Origin of the sequence: Aquimarina algicola, from assembly GCF_006443095.1 — a bacterium.
In the GTDB taxonomy this organism is placed as follows: domain Bacteria; phylum Bacteroidota; class Bacteroidia; order Flavobacteriales; family Flavobacteriaceae; genus Aquimarina; species Aquimarina algicola.
Genome location: NZ_VFWZ01000010.1, coordinates 129,716 through 147,727, shown reverse-complemented (window position 1 = coordinate 147,727; position 18,012 = coordinate 129,716). Strand labels below are relative to the sequence as shown.

The following is an 18,012-nucleotide window of genomic DNA, read 5'->3' as shown; positions in this document are numbered from 1 at the left end:
GGATTAAAAAGGAGCATCTCCTTTTACAGTTACACCCATTGAACGAGCAGTACCAGCAATCATCTTCATCGCAGATTCTACAGTAAATGCATTTAAATCCTGCATTTTGTCTTCTGCAATAGTTTTTACCTGATCCCAAGTAATACTTGCTACTTTTTTACGATTTGGTTCTCCTGAACCCTTCTTTTGTTTTGCTGCTTCCAGTATTTGAACAGCTGCAGGTGGAGTTTTAATGACAAAATCAAAAGACTTGTCTGTATACACATTAATAACTACAGGTAATACTTTACCTGCTTTATCTTGTGTTCTACCATTGAATTGCTTACAGAATTCCATGATATTTACACCAGCAGCACCTAGAGCAGGTCCAACAGGTGGAGATGGGTTAGCCGCACCACCACGTACTTGAAGTTTTACAACCTTGCTTAACTCTTTAGCCATTTTTCTAATTTTAAAATTAGAATCGTTCTAAGTTTGGAAGCAAAAGAACAATTCTTATATAACGTAACAATTATTATACTTTTTCAACTTGCATATAGCTCAATTCTAATGGAGTTTTTCTTCCGAAAATCTTAACCATTACCTCAAGCTTACGCTTTTCTTCATTTACTTTTTCAACAGAACCATTAAATCCATTAAAAGGACCATCAATAACCTTTACTGTCTCACCAACAGTGTAAGGTATAGCAACGTTATCTGTTTTTACAGCAAGTTCATCAACTTTACCGAGCATTCTATTAATTTCTGCTTTTCTTAAAGGAACAGGATCTCCTCCTTTTACTTCTCCAAGAAAACCTATAACTCCATTAATAGATTTTATAATATGAGGTATTTCTCCAGATAAGTTTGCTTCTATCATAACATATCCAGGAAAATATACTCTATCCTTATTTATTTTTTTACCATTACGGATTTGAACTACTTTTTCTGTGGGTACTAATATTTGTGAAACGTAATCTTGCATACCTAAATGAGCAATCTCACGTTCTATGTAATCTTTCACCTTGTTTTCCTGACCACTAACGGCTCTAACAACGTACCACTTTTTAGTATTATCTACTTCAGCCATTTTTTATATTTAAGATTTTACCAATGTAAAATAATACTCTATCAAACCACTAAACACGGTATCAATACCCCAAATAGCTAGAGAAAATATAACAGAAAATACAATTACAACGACAGTTAATCTTTGAGCTTCTGCCCATGGTGTCCATGTTACATGGTTTTTTAACTCATTAAAAGATTCGCTAATATAATTTACTATTCCAGCCATTTTATTTATCCTTTTGAACGAAACAAAATTAATATAGTTTCGTAATATTTTTTAAAGCACGGGTTGAGAGGCTCGAACTCCCGACACCTGGTTTTGGAGACCAGTGCTCTACCAACTGAGCTAAACCCGTATACATAAGTCAAGGTATTCGATGAACGAATACCTTAACTTGTTTATGATAATTTTATTAGTCTAAAATTTCAGTAACCTGACCTGCACCTACAGTTCTACCACCTTCTCTGATAGCAAAACGAAGACCAACATTCATTGCAATTGGTTGAATTAATTCAACAGTAATTGTCAAGTTATCTCCAGGCATTACCATTTCAACTCCATCAGGAAGTGCAATATTTCCTGTCACATCAGTTGTACGTACGTAAAACTGAGGACGGTAGTTATTATGGAATGGAGTGTGACGTCCACCTTCTTCTTTTTTAAGGATATACACCTCAGCTTTGAAGTTTTTATGTGGAGTTACAGATCCTGGCTTAGTAATAACCATACCACGAGAAATCTGAGTTTTTTCAATACCTCTTAAAAGGATACCTACGTTATCTCCAGCTTCACCTCTATCTAATATCTTACGGAACATTTCAACTCCAGTAATAGTAGAAGTTAATTTCTCTGCACCCATACCGATAATCTCAACTGCATCACCTGTATTAGCTACACCAGTTTCAATACGACCAGTTGCAACAGTACCACGACCTGTGATAGAGAATACATCTTCAATTGGCATTAAGAAATCTTTATCTACATCACGCTTAGGTAATTCGATCCAAGAATCTACAGCTTCCATAAGTTCCATAACTGTGTCAACCCACTTTTGCTCACCATTAAGTGCTCCTAGTGCAGAACCAGCAATTACAGGACCATTATCTCCGTCATACTCATAGAAAGAAAGAAGATCTCTTACTTCCATCTCAACAAGCTCTAATAATTCCTCATCATCAACCATATCAACCTTATTAAGGAACACCACGATTCTAGGAATACCTACCTGACGACCTAATAAGATGTGCTCACGTGTTTGAGGCATAGGACCATCTGTAGCAGCAACTACTAAGATCGCACCGTCCATTTGAGCCGCACCAGTTACCATGTTCTTCACATAATCGGCGTGACCTGGACAATCAACGTGTGCATAGTGACGATTTGCAGTTTGATACTCTACATGAGAAGTATTAATAGTAATACCTCTTTCTTTTTCTTCTGGAGCATTATCGATAGTATCGAAATCTCTCGCTTCAGAAAGACCTGCTTCTGCTAATACTTTTGTAATTGCAGCAGTCAAAGTTGTTTTACCGTGATCAACGTGTCCAATAGTACCAATATTTAAGTGCGGTTTGGAACGATCAAAAGTTTCCTTTGCCATAATTAATTTATTTAATCTTAGTTATATATTAGTGTTCAATTAAAATATCTGAACTGAGAGCCAATGACGAGATTTGAACTCGTGACCTCTTCCTTACCAAGGAAACGCTCTACCCCTGAGCTACACCGGCTTTAAAAAGTACTAAGACAAATCCGAGTTCTTTTGCTATTTACAAAAAGAAAACTGACTTACCTGCTTTACTTTGTTTATAAATCCAATGCCCAAAGCATCAAGATTAGATTAAAGAATATAAGTTATTTAAAACTTATACTCTAGACAGTTTTCAGACCGTCATCTTTATCCATTAATCAATAAAGATATTGAGCGGGAGACCGGGTTCGAACCGGCGACATTCAGCTTGGAAGGCTGACGCTCTACCAACTGAGCTACTCCCGCCTTAAAATATTTTGAATTAATAAAAATTCAAAAATTTTTCTCAAAAAAACGTATCAGTATTAAACAAACGAAATAGTGAATGATTAGATAAAATGATATGAGTTTTGAACTTAAGTGGGGAGAGCAGGATTCGAACCTGCGAAGGTAAAAACCAACAGATTTACAGTCTGTCCTCGTTGGCCGCTTGAGTATCTCCCCAAAAGATTAAGAATTCAATATTTTAAAATGAACTTTTTCAATTTTGAGTGTGCAAAAATAGTCATTTATTTTACATTTCAAAATTATAACAAAAAAGTATTATTTTTTTTTCAAAAAAGTTACTTTTTTGAGCCGATAGAGGGACTCGAACCCACGACCTGCTGATTACAAATCAGCTGCTCTAGCCAGCTGAGCTATATCGGCTTTTTCACTATGTTTCTGAACATAAAAAAGTCCGCTATTTCTAACGGACTGCAAATGTATATAATTTATTTTTTACACAAAACTATTTTTTAAAAAAAATAAGTCAAACATGTGCATTTAATTTTCCTTTACGTTTTTTTAATTGCCTTTCTAATGAACTAACACACTCATCTACACCTTCTTCAAAAGTTTTATTGATTTTTTTAGACATAAATTCATCTCCAGGAACACTTAATAAAATTTCTGTGATTTTATTTTCTTTACCACTTGTATTCATAACTTTCAAAAAGACATCTGCATGAATAATCCTATTATAATGATTCTCTAATTTATCTAATTTGGTTTGTGTAAAATTAACCAACTTCTGATCTACATTAAAGTTTACGGATTGCAAGTTCACTTTCATACTTCGTTTATTTTATTAGTTAAACAAAAAAAAATATGCTTAAAAAGACGAATAAATAACATGTTACTCTCTTACTTTTTATTCCTTGGGTGAGATTGTTTGTACACTTTAGCAAGCTGAGCTACACTTTGATGTGTATATACCTGCGTAGCTGCCAAACTAGAATGACCAAGTAATTCTTTTACAGCATTTAGGTTTGCACCTTCATTAAGTAAATGAGTCGCAAATGAATGTCTAAGAATGTGCGGACTCTTTTTAACCTTAGAAGACACCTTACTAAAATAATTATTTATAATGCGATAAACAAGTGTTTCATATATTTTAACTCCTTTTTTAGTAAGCAACAAATAAGGTATTTCATCTTGATCAAAAGACTCAGAACGTACTTTAATATATTCTTGAACAGTAGAACATACAGAAGGAAGAAGAGGCAAATATCTTTCTTTGTTTCGTTTTCCTAAAACTTTTATCTGAGCATTATTTAAATCCACATCAGACAGTTTTAGATCTACTAACTCTATCCTACGAATCCCCGTTGCATAAAAAAGTTCTACAATCAATCTATCCCTAACACTTTCAAAATCTGTATTTTCTTTTAAAACCAAAAGAACATCTTCTATTTCTGAAACAGAAAAAGGAACTTGAAGTTTTTTGGATACTTTTAAAGCCTGATGCTTAGCAAGAGGGTTTTTCTCTATTTCTTCTATTTTAAGCAGAAATCTATAGTAAGCATTCAAAGAAGATATTTTTCTATTTACAGTTCTATTTGACACCCCTGAATTTACAAGCTGCACAATCCAAGAACGAATCTGAGAATAATTAACATTTTGAATATCTGAAACATCATATTCTTTAACACAAAATTCCAAAAACGAAATAAGATCAGCTTTGTACGCTTTTACTGTATGTTTAGAATAATTCTTTTCCAGCAAGAGATAATCAATAAATTCTGATATAAACATAAAAAATCCGTTAAATAACAAAAGTAAAAAACTTTTATCATCTAACGGATTTGATATTATACTGAAAAACGAAGTTATTCTTGTATCAGAATATATCTACAGAAAAAACTACGTTTCTACGCTTTATATTTCCTCTTGATCTCTTAAATGCTGAATGTATTGAGCCTTTTGGATCTGAGCTCTTCTTTTTACAGAAGGTTTAGTAAATTGCTGACGACTACGAAGCTGACGCATCGTTCCTGTTCTATCAAATTTACGTTTAAAGCGTTTTAACGCTCTATCTATATTTTCTCCGTCTTTAACTGGTATAATTAACATAGTAGCACCTCCTTTCTTTAAAAATTAGGCTGCAAATATAACATAAATCTATAACACACAAAGTTTTTTGTATAAAATTATTTTTGACAGCTCTATTACATCAATAATCTTTTATTATTCTTAAAACTAAGTCGCTGGTTTGTACTCTTTTTTGTCAATTACCATTTTAGAAATAATTTCTCTGAGTATTTCTGATGTACCCCCTCCTATTGGTCCTAGTCGACTGTCTCTAAACATTCTTGCAAGTGGATATTCTTCCATATATCCATACCCTCCTAAAAGCTGAAGACATTTATATATTGCTTCGTCAGCAATTTTTGTAGATAATAATTTTGACATAGACGCCTCTTTAACTACATATTGTCCTTGGTCTAATCTTTTTGTAATAGAATAATTAAACTCCTTACACATTTCAATCTCACTAGCTATATCAGCAACTGTATGTCGCAATGCCTGAAATTTATCTATCGTTTTACCAAATGCTTCTCTTTCTGACATGTACTTTATCGCATACTCTAATGCAAATTCTGCTCTAGCATGAGCGTTGACCCCCATAATTAATCTTTCTAATGCAAAATGTTGCATGATATATGAAAAACCTTTGTTTTCTTCACCCATTAAATTATCGGCAGGGACTTTTACATTATCAAAAGCAATTTCTCCAGTATCAGAAGCTCTCCAACCTAACTTTTCTAGTTTTGTAGATGAAATACCTTCTGTTTCTCTATCTATAATAAAGATGCTTATCCCTTTATTACCAAGTTCTGGTGCAGTTTTGGCTGCAATAACCAAATAATCACTGTACACTCCATTTGTAATAAAAGTTTTAGATCCATTAACAATATAATGATCACCTTCTTTGACCGCTGTAGTTCTCATTCCTGCCACATCAGATCCGCCAAAAGGCTCTGTTATCCCTAGACAACCTATTTTATCACCTGAAATACTTGGCCTCAGATATTCTTCTTTGATTCTATGGTCACCCTCTTTATTAACATGAGTCATCGCTAAGTATATATGTGCCCAAATTGCAGCTGCAAAACCTCCCGAATTGATTCTTTGAAGTTCTTCTAAAAGTATAACAGTATAAAAAAGATCCAAATCCATTCCTCCATACTTTTCAGGATATGCTATCCCGAAATACCCCATTTCTCCGAACTTTTTCCAAATAAACCTTTCAATGGTTCCTGTTTTTTCCCACTTATCAATATGTGGTGTAACTTCCTTTTTAAGGAATTCTCTAAGACTCTGCCTAAACAATTCGTGCTCTTCTGTAAAATACATGCTATTCATTTAATTATCTATAATTTGTAGCAAACAGTATTACTATGATTATGACCATCGACATCATACGCATAGGACACAAATCCTTAAAAAAAGGAAATATGTTTACGCAAAGGTAGAAAATGAAGATTTATCAGAATTCACAGCAATTTTTTCCGATTTCTATTTTAATGTCAAATATAACTTTATTCTATCTATTTTTTCTAAAGAAAACCCATCGATTTTTCCTAATTCTTTAAAATCTGAAATTGGTCCATTTGTATCTACGAATGCTTTTATTTCTAAAACAGTCTCGAATTCAAAATAAGGAATCTCTACCAAATCTTCTACTGAAGCCTTATTTATATTGATTTTGGAAATTTTTTGAGGGGTTTTGACTGTAAAATTTGATAAGATTTCTATTCTTTTATAATCATACAGACCATTCACGTCCTGAAGCTGTATATCATCAACAAATCCACCCAGTTGATTTCTATAAGAAATAATACGTTTTGCAATAAATTCAGGTATATTAACAATTTGTCGTAACTCATCTTCAGTAACTACATTCAAATCTTTTTTTGCGGCATATGTTTTTTGTGAATTCTTTTTATCAATGAACTTAGTATGTTTTGACTTATTCTGTATCCATTCTGGAAATTTAAACAATGGTGAAATAGCGTTTAACAACGAATCAGAAACTTTAGATACTTTTTGAAAGTCAGAAATTGTATTGATCCATTTTCCTTCTTTTCTATATTTATAAATCCGGTCTAACTCTTCTGTCGAAATCCCTAGTACATATGCTTTATATTCTGAAATAAAATTTGGATTAAAAGGCTTGACTGCATAAGCTTTATACTCTTGTTCCTGTTTTAATTTAAGACTATCTACCTGTTCTTGAAAGGATTTTAATTCAAAAAAAACAGGTTCTGAAGAAACGGTATTAGCATACAAATAATAAATCCCAGTAACAGAGACTAAAATAGTTGCCAAAAAAAATATCCCATTTCGAAAACGTGAATTCATTTCAAAATGGGATATTATATTTTTACTCATACAATAATCAAATTATTGTTTGGATGCTTTTATAGCTTCAAAATATCGGATAAGTTGTTTTTTAACAACCGGAAATAAAAAGTATAATCCAATCATATTTGGAAATACCATTGCAAATATCATTGCATCAGAGAAATCCCAAATTGACCCCATACTTGCTGCTGCTCCTATAACAACAAAAGTTAAAAACAAAATCTTATAGACAAGATCTGCCGCTTTACCTCTACCGAATAAAAATTTCCAGGATTGTAAACCATAATAAGACCAAGAAATCATAGTAGAAACTGCAAATAACACCACTGCAATAGTCAAGAAGTAATTAGAATAAGGAATATATTGAGCAAAAGCTTTTGAAGTTATTCCTGCTCCTTTTACTATTTCATCGCCTATCATAACTGCACCACTACCATCTGCACTAACATCTGCACCATATTCAAAGAAACCTCCAAAATTGAAGATAATAATAACTAAGGCTGTCATTGTACAAATCACTACTGTGTCGATAAAAGGTTCTAAAAGTGCTACTAATCCTTCTGATGCCGAATATTTTGTTTTTACTGCTGAGTGCGCTATTGAAGCAGATCCTGCTCCAGCTTCATTAGAGAATGCAGCTCTTTTGAAACCAACAAGTAAAACTCCTATAAAACTTCCTACCCCTACTGCAGTTGGATTAAATGCTTCTTCTATTATCAAGGCTATAGCATCATCTACAAAAGAGAAGTTAGAAAAAATAATGTACAAGCAGGCTATAATATACATAACAGCCATAAAAGGCACCACTTTTTCAGTTACAGAGGCTATTCGTTTGATTCCTCCGATAATAATAATACCAACCAAAACTGCCAATACCACTCCTATAATAGTACCTGCTCCTGTACTTTCTAGCCCCATCAATTCTTTGATAACTATAGTCGCCTGATTGGATTGTGCAGCATTACCTCCTCCAAAAGAACCTCCTATACAGAAAATAGCAAACAATACAGCTGTAATTTTACCTAACCACATGAATCCTTTTTCTTTGAGTCCTTTACTTAGATAGTACATCGGTCCTCCATAAACAGTACCGTCCTCTCCAACATCTCTATATTGAACTCCCAAAGTACATTCAACAAATTTGGTTGACATCCCCAATAATCCACAAACTATCATCCAGAATGTTGCTCCCGGTCCTCCAAGAGCAATTGCAAGTGCAACACCAGCTATATTACCATTACCTACTGTACCCGAAACTGCTGTCGCTAAAGCTTGAAAATGAGAAACTTCTCCTTCTTTAGATTCATCTCTTATTGTATCTCGTATATCTCCTTCTACAATGTTCAACTCTGTTTCACCTTCGATTCCATGTCCTTCTACATCATCATATTTCCCTCTTACTACATTGATCGCCCTACCAAAGTATCTTATGTTGGGGAATCCAAAATATAAAGTAAAAAATAAGGCACTAAGTACCAATAATATGATTACAAAAGGTGCTCCCTTAAAAACTTCAAAAAATATAACGTCTGAGAAGAATTTTGAAATAGGTTTAAAAGCTTCGTCTATTTGCTTGTCTAACCCTTTTTCTGTTGCTTCTTGTGAAAATGTAATAAATGGAATAATGAATGTTAAAAGCGGAAGAAGAATTTTCTTCATAATATTTTGTGTTAATTGAATTTTAGATTAAGAAGTGAGCAAGATGCTAAAAAAAACACTTGTTTACAATTTTTTAAGCATTAAATATCTTTAACATTACGAAATATCAAATTCTTGATTTAAAAGATTTATTTGTTCAGGACGGCCTAAAACCACAATTTTAGAACTAGGTTTTAATAATGTGCTTGCTTCAGGATTTACTATATATTCTCCTTCTGGAGATTTATATCCTATAATAGTACAACCTGTTCTAGACCTCATATTGATATCCAAAATTGTTCTTTCTTTTTGATCATCAAACATATCTTCAAAAGAAATTTCTTCAATATTAATAGATCTTTTACCAACAATAGACAGGTTGTCCAAGAACTCTATCAAATCAGGAACTACAACTAGAGAGGCCATATGATCCCCTCCTATTCTATCTGGCATAATTACATTATCTGCACCAGCTAAACGAATTTTTTTATAGGATGTATCTTGAGAAGCTCTGCTTATGATCTTGAGTTTTTTATTGATCTGTCTTGCAGAAAGTACGATAAATAAATTATCTGCATCTTCTGGTAATGTACAAATAAGGTGATCTGCTTTTTTTATGCCAGATTTGATCAAGACTTCATCTTCTGTAGCATTGCCTTTGAGAAAAAATATCTTTTCATTTTGATTTTTATTAATTACTTCATCATCTTTTTCTATTATCACAAAAGGTTTGTTATATGCTAATAACTTAGCTGCAGCCTGTTTGCCATTACGACCGTACCCCACAATAACAGTATGGTTTTCTATTTTTTGTAGCATTTTCTGTGTTTTTCTCAATTGAACTCTTTTTGGATCATTTTTGCCGATAATATATTCTGTAATTACCGATACAGAATATGCGAATATAGAAACGCTTGTAGATATCAATAAAACGGTAAATATTTTAGCATTGTCATCTAATGGCTGAACTTCTGTAAAGCCAACTGTAGACATCGTAATCACAGTCATATACAAGGCATTAACCCAAGTATAGTCAGAAAAGAAACGAAATCCTAAAACCCCTACAGTAACTACACTTATAAGTAATAGTAACGCTAAGTAAACTTTAGGAATTCTAAAATTATAAACTTTAATCATAAATCGAATACAGAAGTTCGTTTAGTATATACCAAATCCTTTAGCTTTAACCAAAACGCTAGGGTAAGATAAATTGCAAAACCTAATCCAGCAGTAGCAAAAGTTGCATAGATAAAAAACAATCTTACATTTTTTGCACGCATTCCTAATCTGTCTGCTAATCTAGACGATACATAAAACCCATTTCTTTCTAAAAAGTGTCTCAAATTATAAAGCATACTGCAAAATAGTTACATTATTGTAAAACTTGTTCTCTATTTAATAAAAAATTACCTATTGCACATTGCAAACAAGCTTTTTGATCGCAGTACTCTTTTTTGAGTTGTATCATTGCTTGAGAATGCATTGCGTTTTTAATATTAATGTTTGATGATAAAAAATATTTTGTAATATGATTGTGTTCAGATGGTAATTGATTAATCAGTTCAAAAATTTCTTCTTCTATATTTTCACCTAATGTTTTGGCATACAAAAAGCGTAATGGTATTATCGTATTAATTAATATTAAATCGATAAACGACTTTGTTATTTTTTTCTTTCTTTTTGTCGAAACCTTATCAAAGGTGTAATGTTCTTGCCAAAACTCACTAGTTTCTACTGTAAAAAGTTTGTATAATTTTTCAAGAGAATTTATTTGAATACTATCAGCAAATAGTTGCGTATTTTTGAAATAAAGCATTGCTAACTGAGCTAATCGTATCGTAGGAAAATTAGGTGGACGTAACCTAAAAAACTGAACCGGTAAACATCCAGAAGTATCTAACTTAAATTTTGTTTTCAAAAACTGATATTCTCGCTTAAGCATAATACTATACTCTGAGCTCGAATCATTTTGTAATAGTCCTGATTGCCCAAAAAACAGAGCTTCTAATTTATATATCGAGTCACTGTTTTTTCGTACGACAGAAAAATTTATACTGTCCGCTATGCTCAAGAAAGCGTCTCCATTTACCTTTAATCCAAAATTTTTGGCCAAAAGTAAAAACAAAGTCGCCTCCCAATCACTTGCTGTTTTTTGAAGTAATTCGGCAATGAGAGTTGATTTTTGTTCTAAACGTTCTAAATATAATCGCTCTTGCCAATTTTCTAGTATAAAACCAGAAACATCGGGCAGTTGTTTCTCACAACTAATTTGACTTTTCTTACTCTCTTGAAAAAGATTTTGATAATTATTAATAAGTCCTGGAGACACATAATCTTTAAGTTGCAAAGTTGGGATAATGGTATTATTTTTTCTAAAAACATCCATATCGTCTTCCCAGACTACATGCAAAATTACATTATCATAATTAGAATCAATCTCATGATTGTGAGCATACCAATCACTAGATTTAATATGTATCTCTACATTACCTACCCATTTTTGTTCACCTATAATTAATCTGGTATCAAAAAAATCAGGACCGGAATTCTCTATATTGTGAATTCCTATTTTTTGAAGGATAATCGATTCATTTTTGGTGGTCTTCAAATTAGAGATATCAAACTTTTTATATTTCCAGAGGTAATGTAGAAAATCTTCTTTCATAAGAATTCAAAGTAATGAAAAATTATCGAGTTTTGAATATTCCCAATTTTTAAAGCTACCATATATTTCTAGAATAATTAAAATTAGAAATATTAAAAACTACTTTATACAATACTAAAATTTTAGCATTTACGCACAAAAGCCCTTGTTCTGTAATGAATATTTTAATATAATCCTATACTTACTTTAACAAGCAAAACGCAAGGTTTTACATAATTTTACAAGTATCAACTTATAATATTTAATTTACACAAACAATTATGACAAATTTTAAAACCTTTGCTATTTCTGCGATGGCATGTGTTTTCCTATTCTCTTGTCAGGATAGTGAAGATGTTGAAAATGAAATCTCACAAGACGTCGAAAATGAAATAATCAATAAATTTATTAAACTTGGAGTTAACCCGGCAGGGATTACTCCTTATACAAAAAACCTTCCTGATGGAACTTCTGAAAAAGGATGGCTCGCTCATGATATTTTTCTGTCTGAAGAAGATATTAATAATATGAGCGATCTTCCTCTCAAAAGTGATGATGCAACTATAAAACTGTTCCGTAGTTTTGAACTTGTAAATGTCCCAAACAGTGGTCAGAGAACGATTACTATACGAGGTGTAAATCTAGACAATAGACTACAAATAGGATTACAAAGAGCTGTGGATAACTACAACCAATTAGGACTTGGGTTTATAATGGCTTTATCATTTGGCAACACCACAGCAAATAGTGAAATTGTAGTGTTTGCAAGCAATAACCCTGGTAATGGAGCTGTTGCAGGGTTTCCCAGAAATGGAAATCCACATAATTCTATAGAAATTTTCAGGGATGTATCTGCAAACAATACTCTTGGTTCTATTGAACATCTTATGACTCATGAACTTGGTCATTGTTTTGGGTTAAGACATTCTGATCTGAGAACACGCAGTTCATGTCCTCCTAACCTTCAAGGAGATGAACAAGCCAGTGCAGATGGTATTGCACTTGGTGCAGTATTTATTCCCGGGACAGATCCGGACGGAAATTCTCAAACTTCTGTTATGAGAGCTTGTTTTGGTAATGAAACAGGTAACTTTTTTAATCAAGATATAGTTGGCCTAAGAGCTATTTATTAATAATCAATATTATAAGTTGATAATTAAAATTAAAACAATCAAAGGGTTAAATATTAATTTATATAACCCTTTGATTGTTTTATAGTATTATGAATGTGTTACCTTAGAATGTTACGTTTATTCATCAAAAAGTTTCCGGATTACCTATAATTCTTAAAATGAAGTTAATTCTTACAAAAATGTACTATTGGTAATAAATTATGGATTAATGGAAAACATTTGAACAATTTCATTTCTTTACTTTGCTCATATAATTTGATGGGAAACAAATTAATTCAATTTAAGAAATATTAAGATTACAAAACCCTAAGCTAAGTTGAGTTTGTGTTAGGTTATTGATGGTTGTCTTTTGACAACCATCTTTATTTTTATAACATACCTAACTTTAATTTTAATACAATAGCTACTATATTCTTATATCAGGATAAATATCGAACTTATTAAAGAAAGCTTTTTTAAATTTTGAGGAATTTGAATAATTAAGAGTATCCATTACTTCTCGAATAGAAAGTCCATCTCTCACGATCATATTATAAGAAGTTTCTAATCTTTTATTGTTGAAGAATTCTAAAGGTGTTTGATTATGAATTTCTTTAAACATATTAAAAAAATTCGTTCTACTCATATGAGCCATAGCTGCAAGCTGATCAACTCCTACAAAAGGTTCTTTGAGGTTTTCTTTAAGATAATCGCTTACCTTATAAATATTACCAACTTGTGAACTATTAATTTTAAATGGATTTCGATCAGTTTCCCATTTTAAAACATCTTTCCAAAATGTTTCTAATAAACGAATCCCTCTGGCTATATAATATAGATAATTTTCTATTTTTTCTGAATCCGGTTCTACTATTTGATCAAAAAGATTTGATTGTTTATAAGATAGATAGAACTTATTGATATGTTGATGAGAATATCTAATATAATTGTCTACTTTTTCTGCCATATCATTATTTTTCATAAAATATGGCTTTATGTATGAACTTTTCAGCACTATCATAGTAGATCTTACTTCTGCTCCTTTTGTAATATATACATGTTCTCCTTGTTGGGCATCCATACACCTCATATTTCCCGGAGTATAATTTGTAGAATATTTACTAACGATCAAGTCTTTTTCTAACTGATGATCTAATGAATATTTTCTAAAATGAAGAATAATATCTTTTTCATTTATCGGCATTCTTATATATTCGATATCTGTATTAGCTTTGTAATTGTTGACTAATAAAAATACCTCTGGTGATATCTTGTAATAAGATAAATATCCTTCTCCTATCTCTGGCGGAAAATAGATTCTATCTGTTTTGCTTTCAGAATCGAGATGAGATCTAAAATAACTTCTTAATGCATCTATGTCTGAAAAATCAAATGTATATCTATACATATTTAATGACTTAATAAAATTCCCTTATTTCTATAAGACACCTAACCTACGTTAGCGTTGCGTTATTATATTAAAAAAATAAAAACCGCTATATATATTAATAACCCCTTTATTAACATGTTAAATTGTTAATAGAGGGGTTAAGATTACTGTATTAAAGATAATAATTTATTTTATATGACTAATAATATCGTGTTTTGTTATAATATGATGCTTTCCATTCTCTAAATGAACTAAAACAGCCTGGTTTCCATTTTTAATTAATCCAGAAATCTCTTCTAGAGAAGTATTGGCATTAACAACAGGAAAAGGAGCTTTCATAACCTCTTTAACAGGAACGCTATTCATATTCTTATCATCCAAAAATGCAGAAAAGAGAGTGCTTTCGTCTATAGACCCCACAAATCCTTCGGTATCAACTACCGGTATTTGAGAAATTTGAAAGTTACGCATGCGTTCTACCGCATGAGAAACAAGTTCTTCTGTTTTAACTGTAACGAGTTCTTTTGTTGTACGATTTTTGAATAAATCTTGTGCTTTTGATATTTCTTCATCCAAAAATCCTCTCTCTCTCATCCAATCATCATTAAACATTTTTCCAACATATCGACTACCATGATCATGAAAAAGCACAACGACAACATCTTCTTTGGTAAAATGTTCTTTTAATTGAAGTAATCCTTTTATTGCTGCACCAGCGCTATTTCCCAAAAACATTCCTTCTTCTTTGGCTAATTTTTGAGTGTATACTGCTGCATCTTTATCTGTTACCTTTGTGAAACCATCAATAATAGAAAAATCTACATTCTTTGGCAAAATATCTTCTCCTATCCCTTCTGTAACATAAGAGTAGATTTCATTTTCATCAAAAATTCCGGTTTCATGATATTTTTTAAAAACAGAACCGTATGTATCTATTCCCCATATTTTTACATTGGGGTTTTGTTCTTTTAGATATTTTCCTACTCCGGATATTGTTCCTCCTGTACCAACTCCAACGATAAAGTGTGTTACTTTCCCTTTTGTTTGTTCCCAAATTTCTGGACCCGTACTTTCGTAATGCGCCTGAGCGTTTGATGGATTATCGTATTGATTTACATACCAAGAATTTGGAGTTTCTTCTGCAAGTCTTTTGGACACTGAGTAATATGATCTGGGGTCATCCGGTTCTACATTAGTGGGACAAACCATAACTTTAGCACCTACTGCTCTTAGAATATCCATTTTTTCTTTAGACTGCTTATCTGCCATTACACAGATCAACTTATATCCTTTTACTATTGCTGCCAAAGCAAGTCCCATTCCTGTATTGCCAGAAGTTCCTTCTATTATTGTTCCTCCCGGTTGCAGGCGGCCATCTTTTTCTGCATCTTCTATCATTTTCAATGCCATACGATCTTTTACAGAGTTTCCGGGATTAAAAGTTTCGTATTTTGCTAATACCAGAGCATCAATATCATTCACCAAAGTGTTTAATTTAACCAATGGTGTATTACCAATCGTTTCCAGTATATTTTTTGCGTATTCCACAATCTTATTTTTTATAAAATTAAATTTATTCTATTTGGCAAAGATACAATCTAGTTTATCTACAACAATGTATAAATAATAACTTTTTAAACTTTACTATTACAGTGAGAAAACTTCAAAATAGGACGGTATAATACTATAACTTCATAAATAGTAAAAGTTCGATTTTAAGTTTTTATTAAAACTAAATTTTGAATTATTTAATATTATTTTTTGTTAAAAAAAATAAACACATTTGTTAAATTTATTTTTTCAAAAATTTAACTTTTTTTTGGGTATCAAAAAATCAAAACTAGCGACGTCATCACAACTAAGGTTTCCCTGTAAAATAACTGTTCTTTACCTGTAAAACAACCGTAATCTTTATCTTAAAAAAAAGATAAATCTATATTTATTAAGTACATTTTTTAGTTTTTCTTAAAAAAAACATAGCTAAATTTAAAGTCAACCTATAACAAAAATCTTGTGTGGCTAACTCTAACAAATATTATTAATATATCTGTTACCAACAGCTTATTATTCTTTTTATTATCAATACATCTTCATGGATATGAAAGAAACTATCAAGAACAAATGCTAGATCTTGATAGTATCGTATCTCTTGCAGATGCTTATTATGAGACAGGAAGATATCAATTAGCCATTAAAGAATATGAAAAAGCCTTATATTATAATGTTCCGGATTCTACGAAAATCTACAAACAACTGGCATATTGCAACATCAAAAATGATAGTGACCACTCTGCAACAGACTATGTAGAAAAATATATTAAGGCCAGTTTGGATGTAAGCTTTGCAGAACATAGTTATTTTGATCAATTACAAGGTTCAAAAATGCATCAAAGAGTATTTAAAAGTTATAAAAAAGACATTAGTTTTGAAGCTTTTTTTTACTTATTCATTGGTTTTTTAGGACTATTGATGGCAGTGTTACTTAACCTCAAAAACGCAAAAGATAAAACTGCGAATTTTTTGATAAGCTTTTTTATACTATTGAATTCTTTTTTCATCATCCAGCTTTTTCTCATCATAACAAATCATCAATATTATCTGCCACATGCTTTACATATCCCTGCAGCATTTTCATTGCTATATGGTCCATTGATATATTTTTACTTTAAAAGAGTTAGAACCGGATATATTTTAAAAAAAATAGATATCATCCATTTATTGCCAACACTTATATTGATCAGTTTTTTAATTCCTATTTATTTATTACCAAAAGAAGAGAAATTAAAAATGATGATTAATAATGATTCTTTGTATGCTGACATCATCTCTCTGGTCAAACTGATTTCTTTATTTTTCTACGGAATCTTGATTACACGTATACATATTAACTTCAAAAAAGACAAAAAGAATCATATTTCTAAGCTAGAACATACCTGGATTAGAAACATTATAATCATCTGCTCGCTTTATACTATACTATATACATTATATACAGTATTAACCATTAAATCTGTAGAAACTACTTTTTTGCTTCATTTACAAAGTATCACAATGGGGATTTTCATTTTATACATAAGCTATATGGCATTTGTACAACCCAGCATTTTTAGAAATAGTATAATTATTGATGAAAAAACTTCTACCGAGGATAAATTAGAAACTGAAAATAAAGATCGATATCAAAATTCCGGGCTTACTCCAAGTTTATCTTTAGAATTAAAGGAAAAATTGACGCATCTTTTAGACAATGAAAAAGTATTTAAACAAAATGATCTTACCCTACAAAAGCTTTCTGAATATTTAGGAACCACAAGACATAATACTTCACAGGTAATAAATGAGCATTTCAGTCTTAATTTTTTTGATCTTATCAATACTTATAGAATTACTGAAGCCAAAAGACTATTAGAAATCAAAAGTAGTGATCACAATAACCTCAACATTATAGATATAGCATATGAGGTTGGTTTTAATAACAAAGTTAGTTTCAATAGGTCTTTCAAAAAATACAATAAGACAACCCCATCAGAATATATAAAGTCTCTTGTTGCTTGATATACAAAGAAGGTAACAAGTAACACTTCTTCGGCAAACAGTAAACCTTTATCGTATTTAACTCGTTGTTTGCAAGAAGTACATTTCTTTACTTCTTAGTTATCCGAAAGTAGAAGAAATAACAAGGTCAGTACTTTCCACTGCACTTTGTTCAAGTAATCAGGAAATAATTTATAATTGAGTTAGCCTTTCAACATAAGCCTTGTTTTTCTTCTCTTTTTGGATACTTACCAAATCATATTT

The 18,012-nt window shown here is 31.4% G+C and carries 17 protein-coding genes and 5 tRNA genes; 2 read left to right on the top strand and 20 right to left on the bottom strand.

Translation table 11 applies throughout. The features are described from left to right. Window positions 1–3: 3 nt before the first annotated feature. The 18 genes from rplK to FHK87_RS24495 all read right to left on the bottom strand — a co-directional run bounded on the left by rplK (window position 4) and on the right by FHK87_RS24495 (window position 11,733). The gene (gene rplK, locus FHK87_RS24580; RefSeq protein WP_140597534.1) at window positions 4–441 is read right to left on the bottom strand and encodes a 50S ribosomal protein L11; all 438 of its coding nucleotides are present in this window, start codon (window positions 439–441) and stop codon (window positions 4–6) included. A 73-nt stretch (window positions 442–514) separates the two neighbouring features. After that, window positions 515–1,069: a transcription termination/antitermination protein NusG gene (nusG, locus tag FHK87_RS24575; RefSeq protein WP_140597533.1), complete on the bottom strand. Its 555-nt coding sequence runs from the start codon at window positions 1,067–1,069 to the stop codon at window positions 515–517. 9 nt (window positions 1,070–1,078) lie between these two features. Then, a complete protein-coding gene (gene secE, locus FHK87_RS24570) occupies window positions 1,079–1,276 on the bottom strand; it encodes a preprotein translocase subunit SecE (RefSeq protein ID WP_140597532.1) in 198 nt (65 codons plus the stop codon). A gap of 57 nt (window positions 1,277–1,333) precedes the next feature. Beyond that, window positions 1,334–1,406 (bottom strand) — tRNA-Trp (locus FHK87_RS24565). A gap of 57 nt (window positions 1,407–1,463) precedes the next feature. Next, complete coding sequence (tuf, locus tag FHK87_RS24560) at window positions 1,464–2,651, bottom strand: elongation factor Tu (protein ID WP_140597531.1); 1,188 nt, start codon at window positions 2,649–2,651, stop codon at window positions 1,464–1,466. 58 nt (window positions 2,652–2,709) lie between these two features. Then, window positions 2,710–2,781, bottom strand: a tRNA-Thr gene (locus tag FHK87_RS24555). Window positions 2,782–2,974: 193 nt separating this feature from the next. Continuing rightward, window positions 2,975–3,047: transfer RNA gene (locus tag FHK87_RS24550), tRNA-Gly, on the bottom strand. Between the two features lie 115 nt (window positions 3,048–3,162). Then, a tRNA-Tyr gene (locus tag FHK87_RS24545) sits at window positions 3,163–3,245 on the bottom strand. Between the two features lie 130 nt (window positions 3,246–3,375). Next, a tRNA-Thr gene (locus FHK87_RS24540) sits at window positions 3,376–3,449 on the bottom strand. Between the two features lie 103 nt (window positions 3,450–3,552). Next, the gene (gene hpf / locus FHK87_RS24535; RefSeq protein ID WP_140597530.1) at window positions 3,553–3,855 is read right to left on the bottom strand and encodes a ribosome hibernation-promoting factor, HPF/YfiA family; all 303 of its coding nucleotides are present in this window, start codon (window positions 3,853–3,855) and stop codon (window positions 3,553–3,555) included. 71 nt (window positions 3,856–3,926) lie between these two features. Further along, window positions 3,927–4,817 (bottom strand): tyrosine-type recombinase/integrase, encoded by an 891-nt coding sequence (locus tag FHK87_RS24530; protein WP_140597529.1) that lies wholly within the window; start codon window positions 4,815–4,817, stop codon window positions 3,927–3,929. A 123-nt stretch (window positions 4,818–4,940) separates the two neighbouring features. Next, window positions 4,941–5,135 carry a 30S ribosomal protein S21 gene (rpsU, locus tag FHK87_RS24525; protein ID WP_140597528.1) on the bottom strand — a complete coding sequence of 65 codons (195 nt, stop codon included), beginning with the start codon at window positions 5,133–5,135 and terminating at the stop codon, window positions 4,941–4,943. A gap of 126 nt (window positions 5,136–5,261) precedes the next feature. Further along, a complete protein-coding gene (locus FHK87_RS24520; protein ID WP_140597527.1) occupies window positions 5,262–6,428 on the bottom strand; it encodes an acyl-CoA dehydrogenase family protein in 1,167 nt (388 codons plus the stop codon). A 153-nt stretch (window positions 6,429–6,581) separates the two neighbouring features. Then, complete coding sequence (locus tag FHK87_RS24515; RefSeq protein ID WP_226294412.1) at window positions 6,582–7,427, bottom strand: ComEA family DNA-binding protein; 846 nt, start codon at window positions 7,425–7,427, stop codon at window positions 6,582–6,584. Between the two features lie 42 nt (window positions 7,428–7,469). After that, window positions 7,470–9,089: an alanine/glycine:cation symporter family protein gene (locus FHK87_RS24510; protein WP_140597525.1), complete on the bottom strand. Its 1,620-nt coding sequence runs from the start codon at window positions 9,087–9,089 to the stop codon at window positions 7,470–7,472. 96 nt (window positions 9,090–9,185) lie between these two features. After that, window positions 9,186–10,205 (bottom strand): potassium channel family protein, encoded by a 1,020-nt coding sequence (locus tag FHK87_RS24505; protein WP_140597524.1) that lies wholly within the window; start codon window positions 10,203–10,205, stop codon window positions 9,186–9,188. Beyond that, window positions 10,202–10,423, bottom strand: coding sequence for a PspC domain-containing protein (locus FHK87_RS24500; RefSeq protein ID WP_140597523.1), 222 nt, complete (start codon window positions 10,421–10,423; stop codon window positions 10,202–10,204). Before FHK87_RS24500 ends, FHK87_RS24505 begins: the two co-directional genes overlap by 4 nt. Before the next feature lie 17 nt (window positions 10,424–10,440). Beyond that, on the bottom strand, window positions 10,441–11,733 hold the full coding sequence (locus tag FHK87_RS24495) for a DUF2851 family protein (protein WP_140597522.1): 1,293 nt from the start codon (window positions 11,731–11,733) through the stop codon (window positions 10,441–10,443). Window positions 11,734–11,993: 260 nt separating this feature from the next. On the opposite strand from FHK87_RS24495, the gene FHK87_RS24490 reads away from it, so the two are divergent. Next, window positions 11,994–12,845 carry a M57 family metalloprotease gene (locus FHK87_RS24490; protein WP_140597521.1) on the top strand — a complete coding sequence of 284 codons (852 nt, stop codon included), beginning with the start codon at window positions 11,994–11,996 and terminating at the stop codon, window positions 12,843–12,845. A gap of 406 nt (window positions 12,846–13,251) precedes the next feature. On the opposite strand, the gene FHK87_RS24485 is transcribed toward FHK87_RS24490, so the two are convergent. Together FHK87_RS24485 and FHK87_RS24480 are read right to left on the bottom strand one after the other, a co-directional pair. Continuing rightward, window positions 13,252–14,232, bottom strand: a complete 981-nt coding sequence (locus FHK87_RS24485) for a helix-turn-helix domain-containing protein (protein WP_140597520.1) — start codon at window positions 14,230–14,232, stop codon at window positions 13,252–13,254. Window positions 14,233–14,400: 168 nt separating this feature from the next. After that, the gene (locus FHK87_RS24480; RefSeq protein WP_140597519.1) at window positions 14,401–15,762 is read right to left on the bottom strand and encodes a pyridoxal-phosphate dependent enzyme; all 1,362 of its coding nucleotides are present in this window, start codon (window positions 15,760–15,762) and stop codon (window positions 14,401–14,403) included. A gap of 465 nt (window positions 15,763–16,227) precedes the next feature. Between FHK87_RS24480 and FHK87_RS24475 the strand changes: the two genes are divergently transcribed. Then, window positions 16,228–17,769 (top strand): helix-turn-helix domain-containing protein, encoded by a 1,542-nt coding sequence (locus FHK87_RS24475; protein ID WP_140597518.1) that lies wholly within the window; start codon window positions 16,228–16,230, stop codon window positions 17,767–17,769. Window positions 17,770–18,012: the final 243 nt, after the last annotated feature.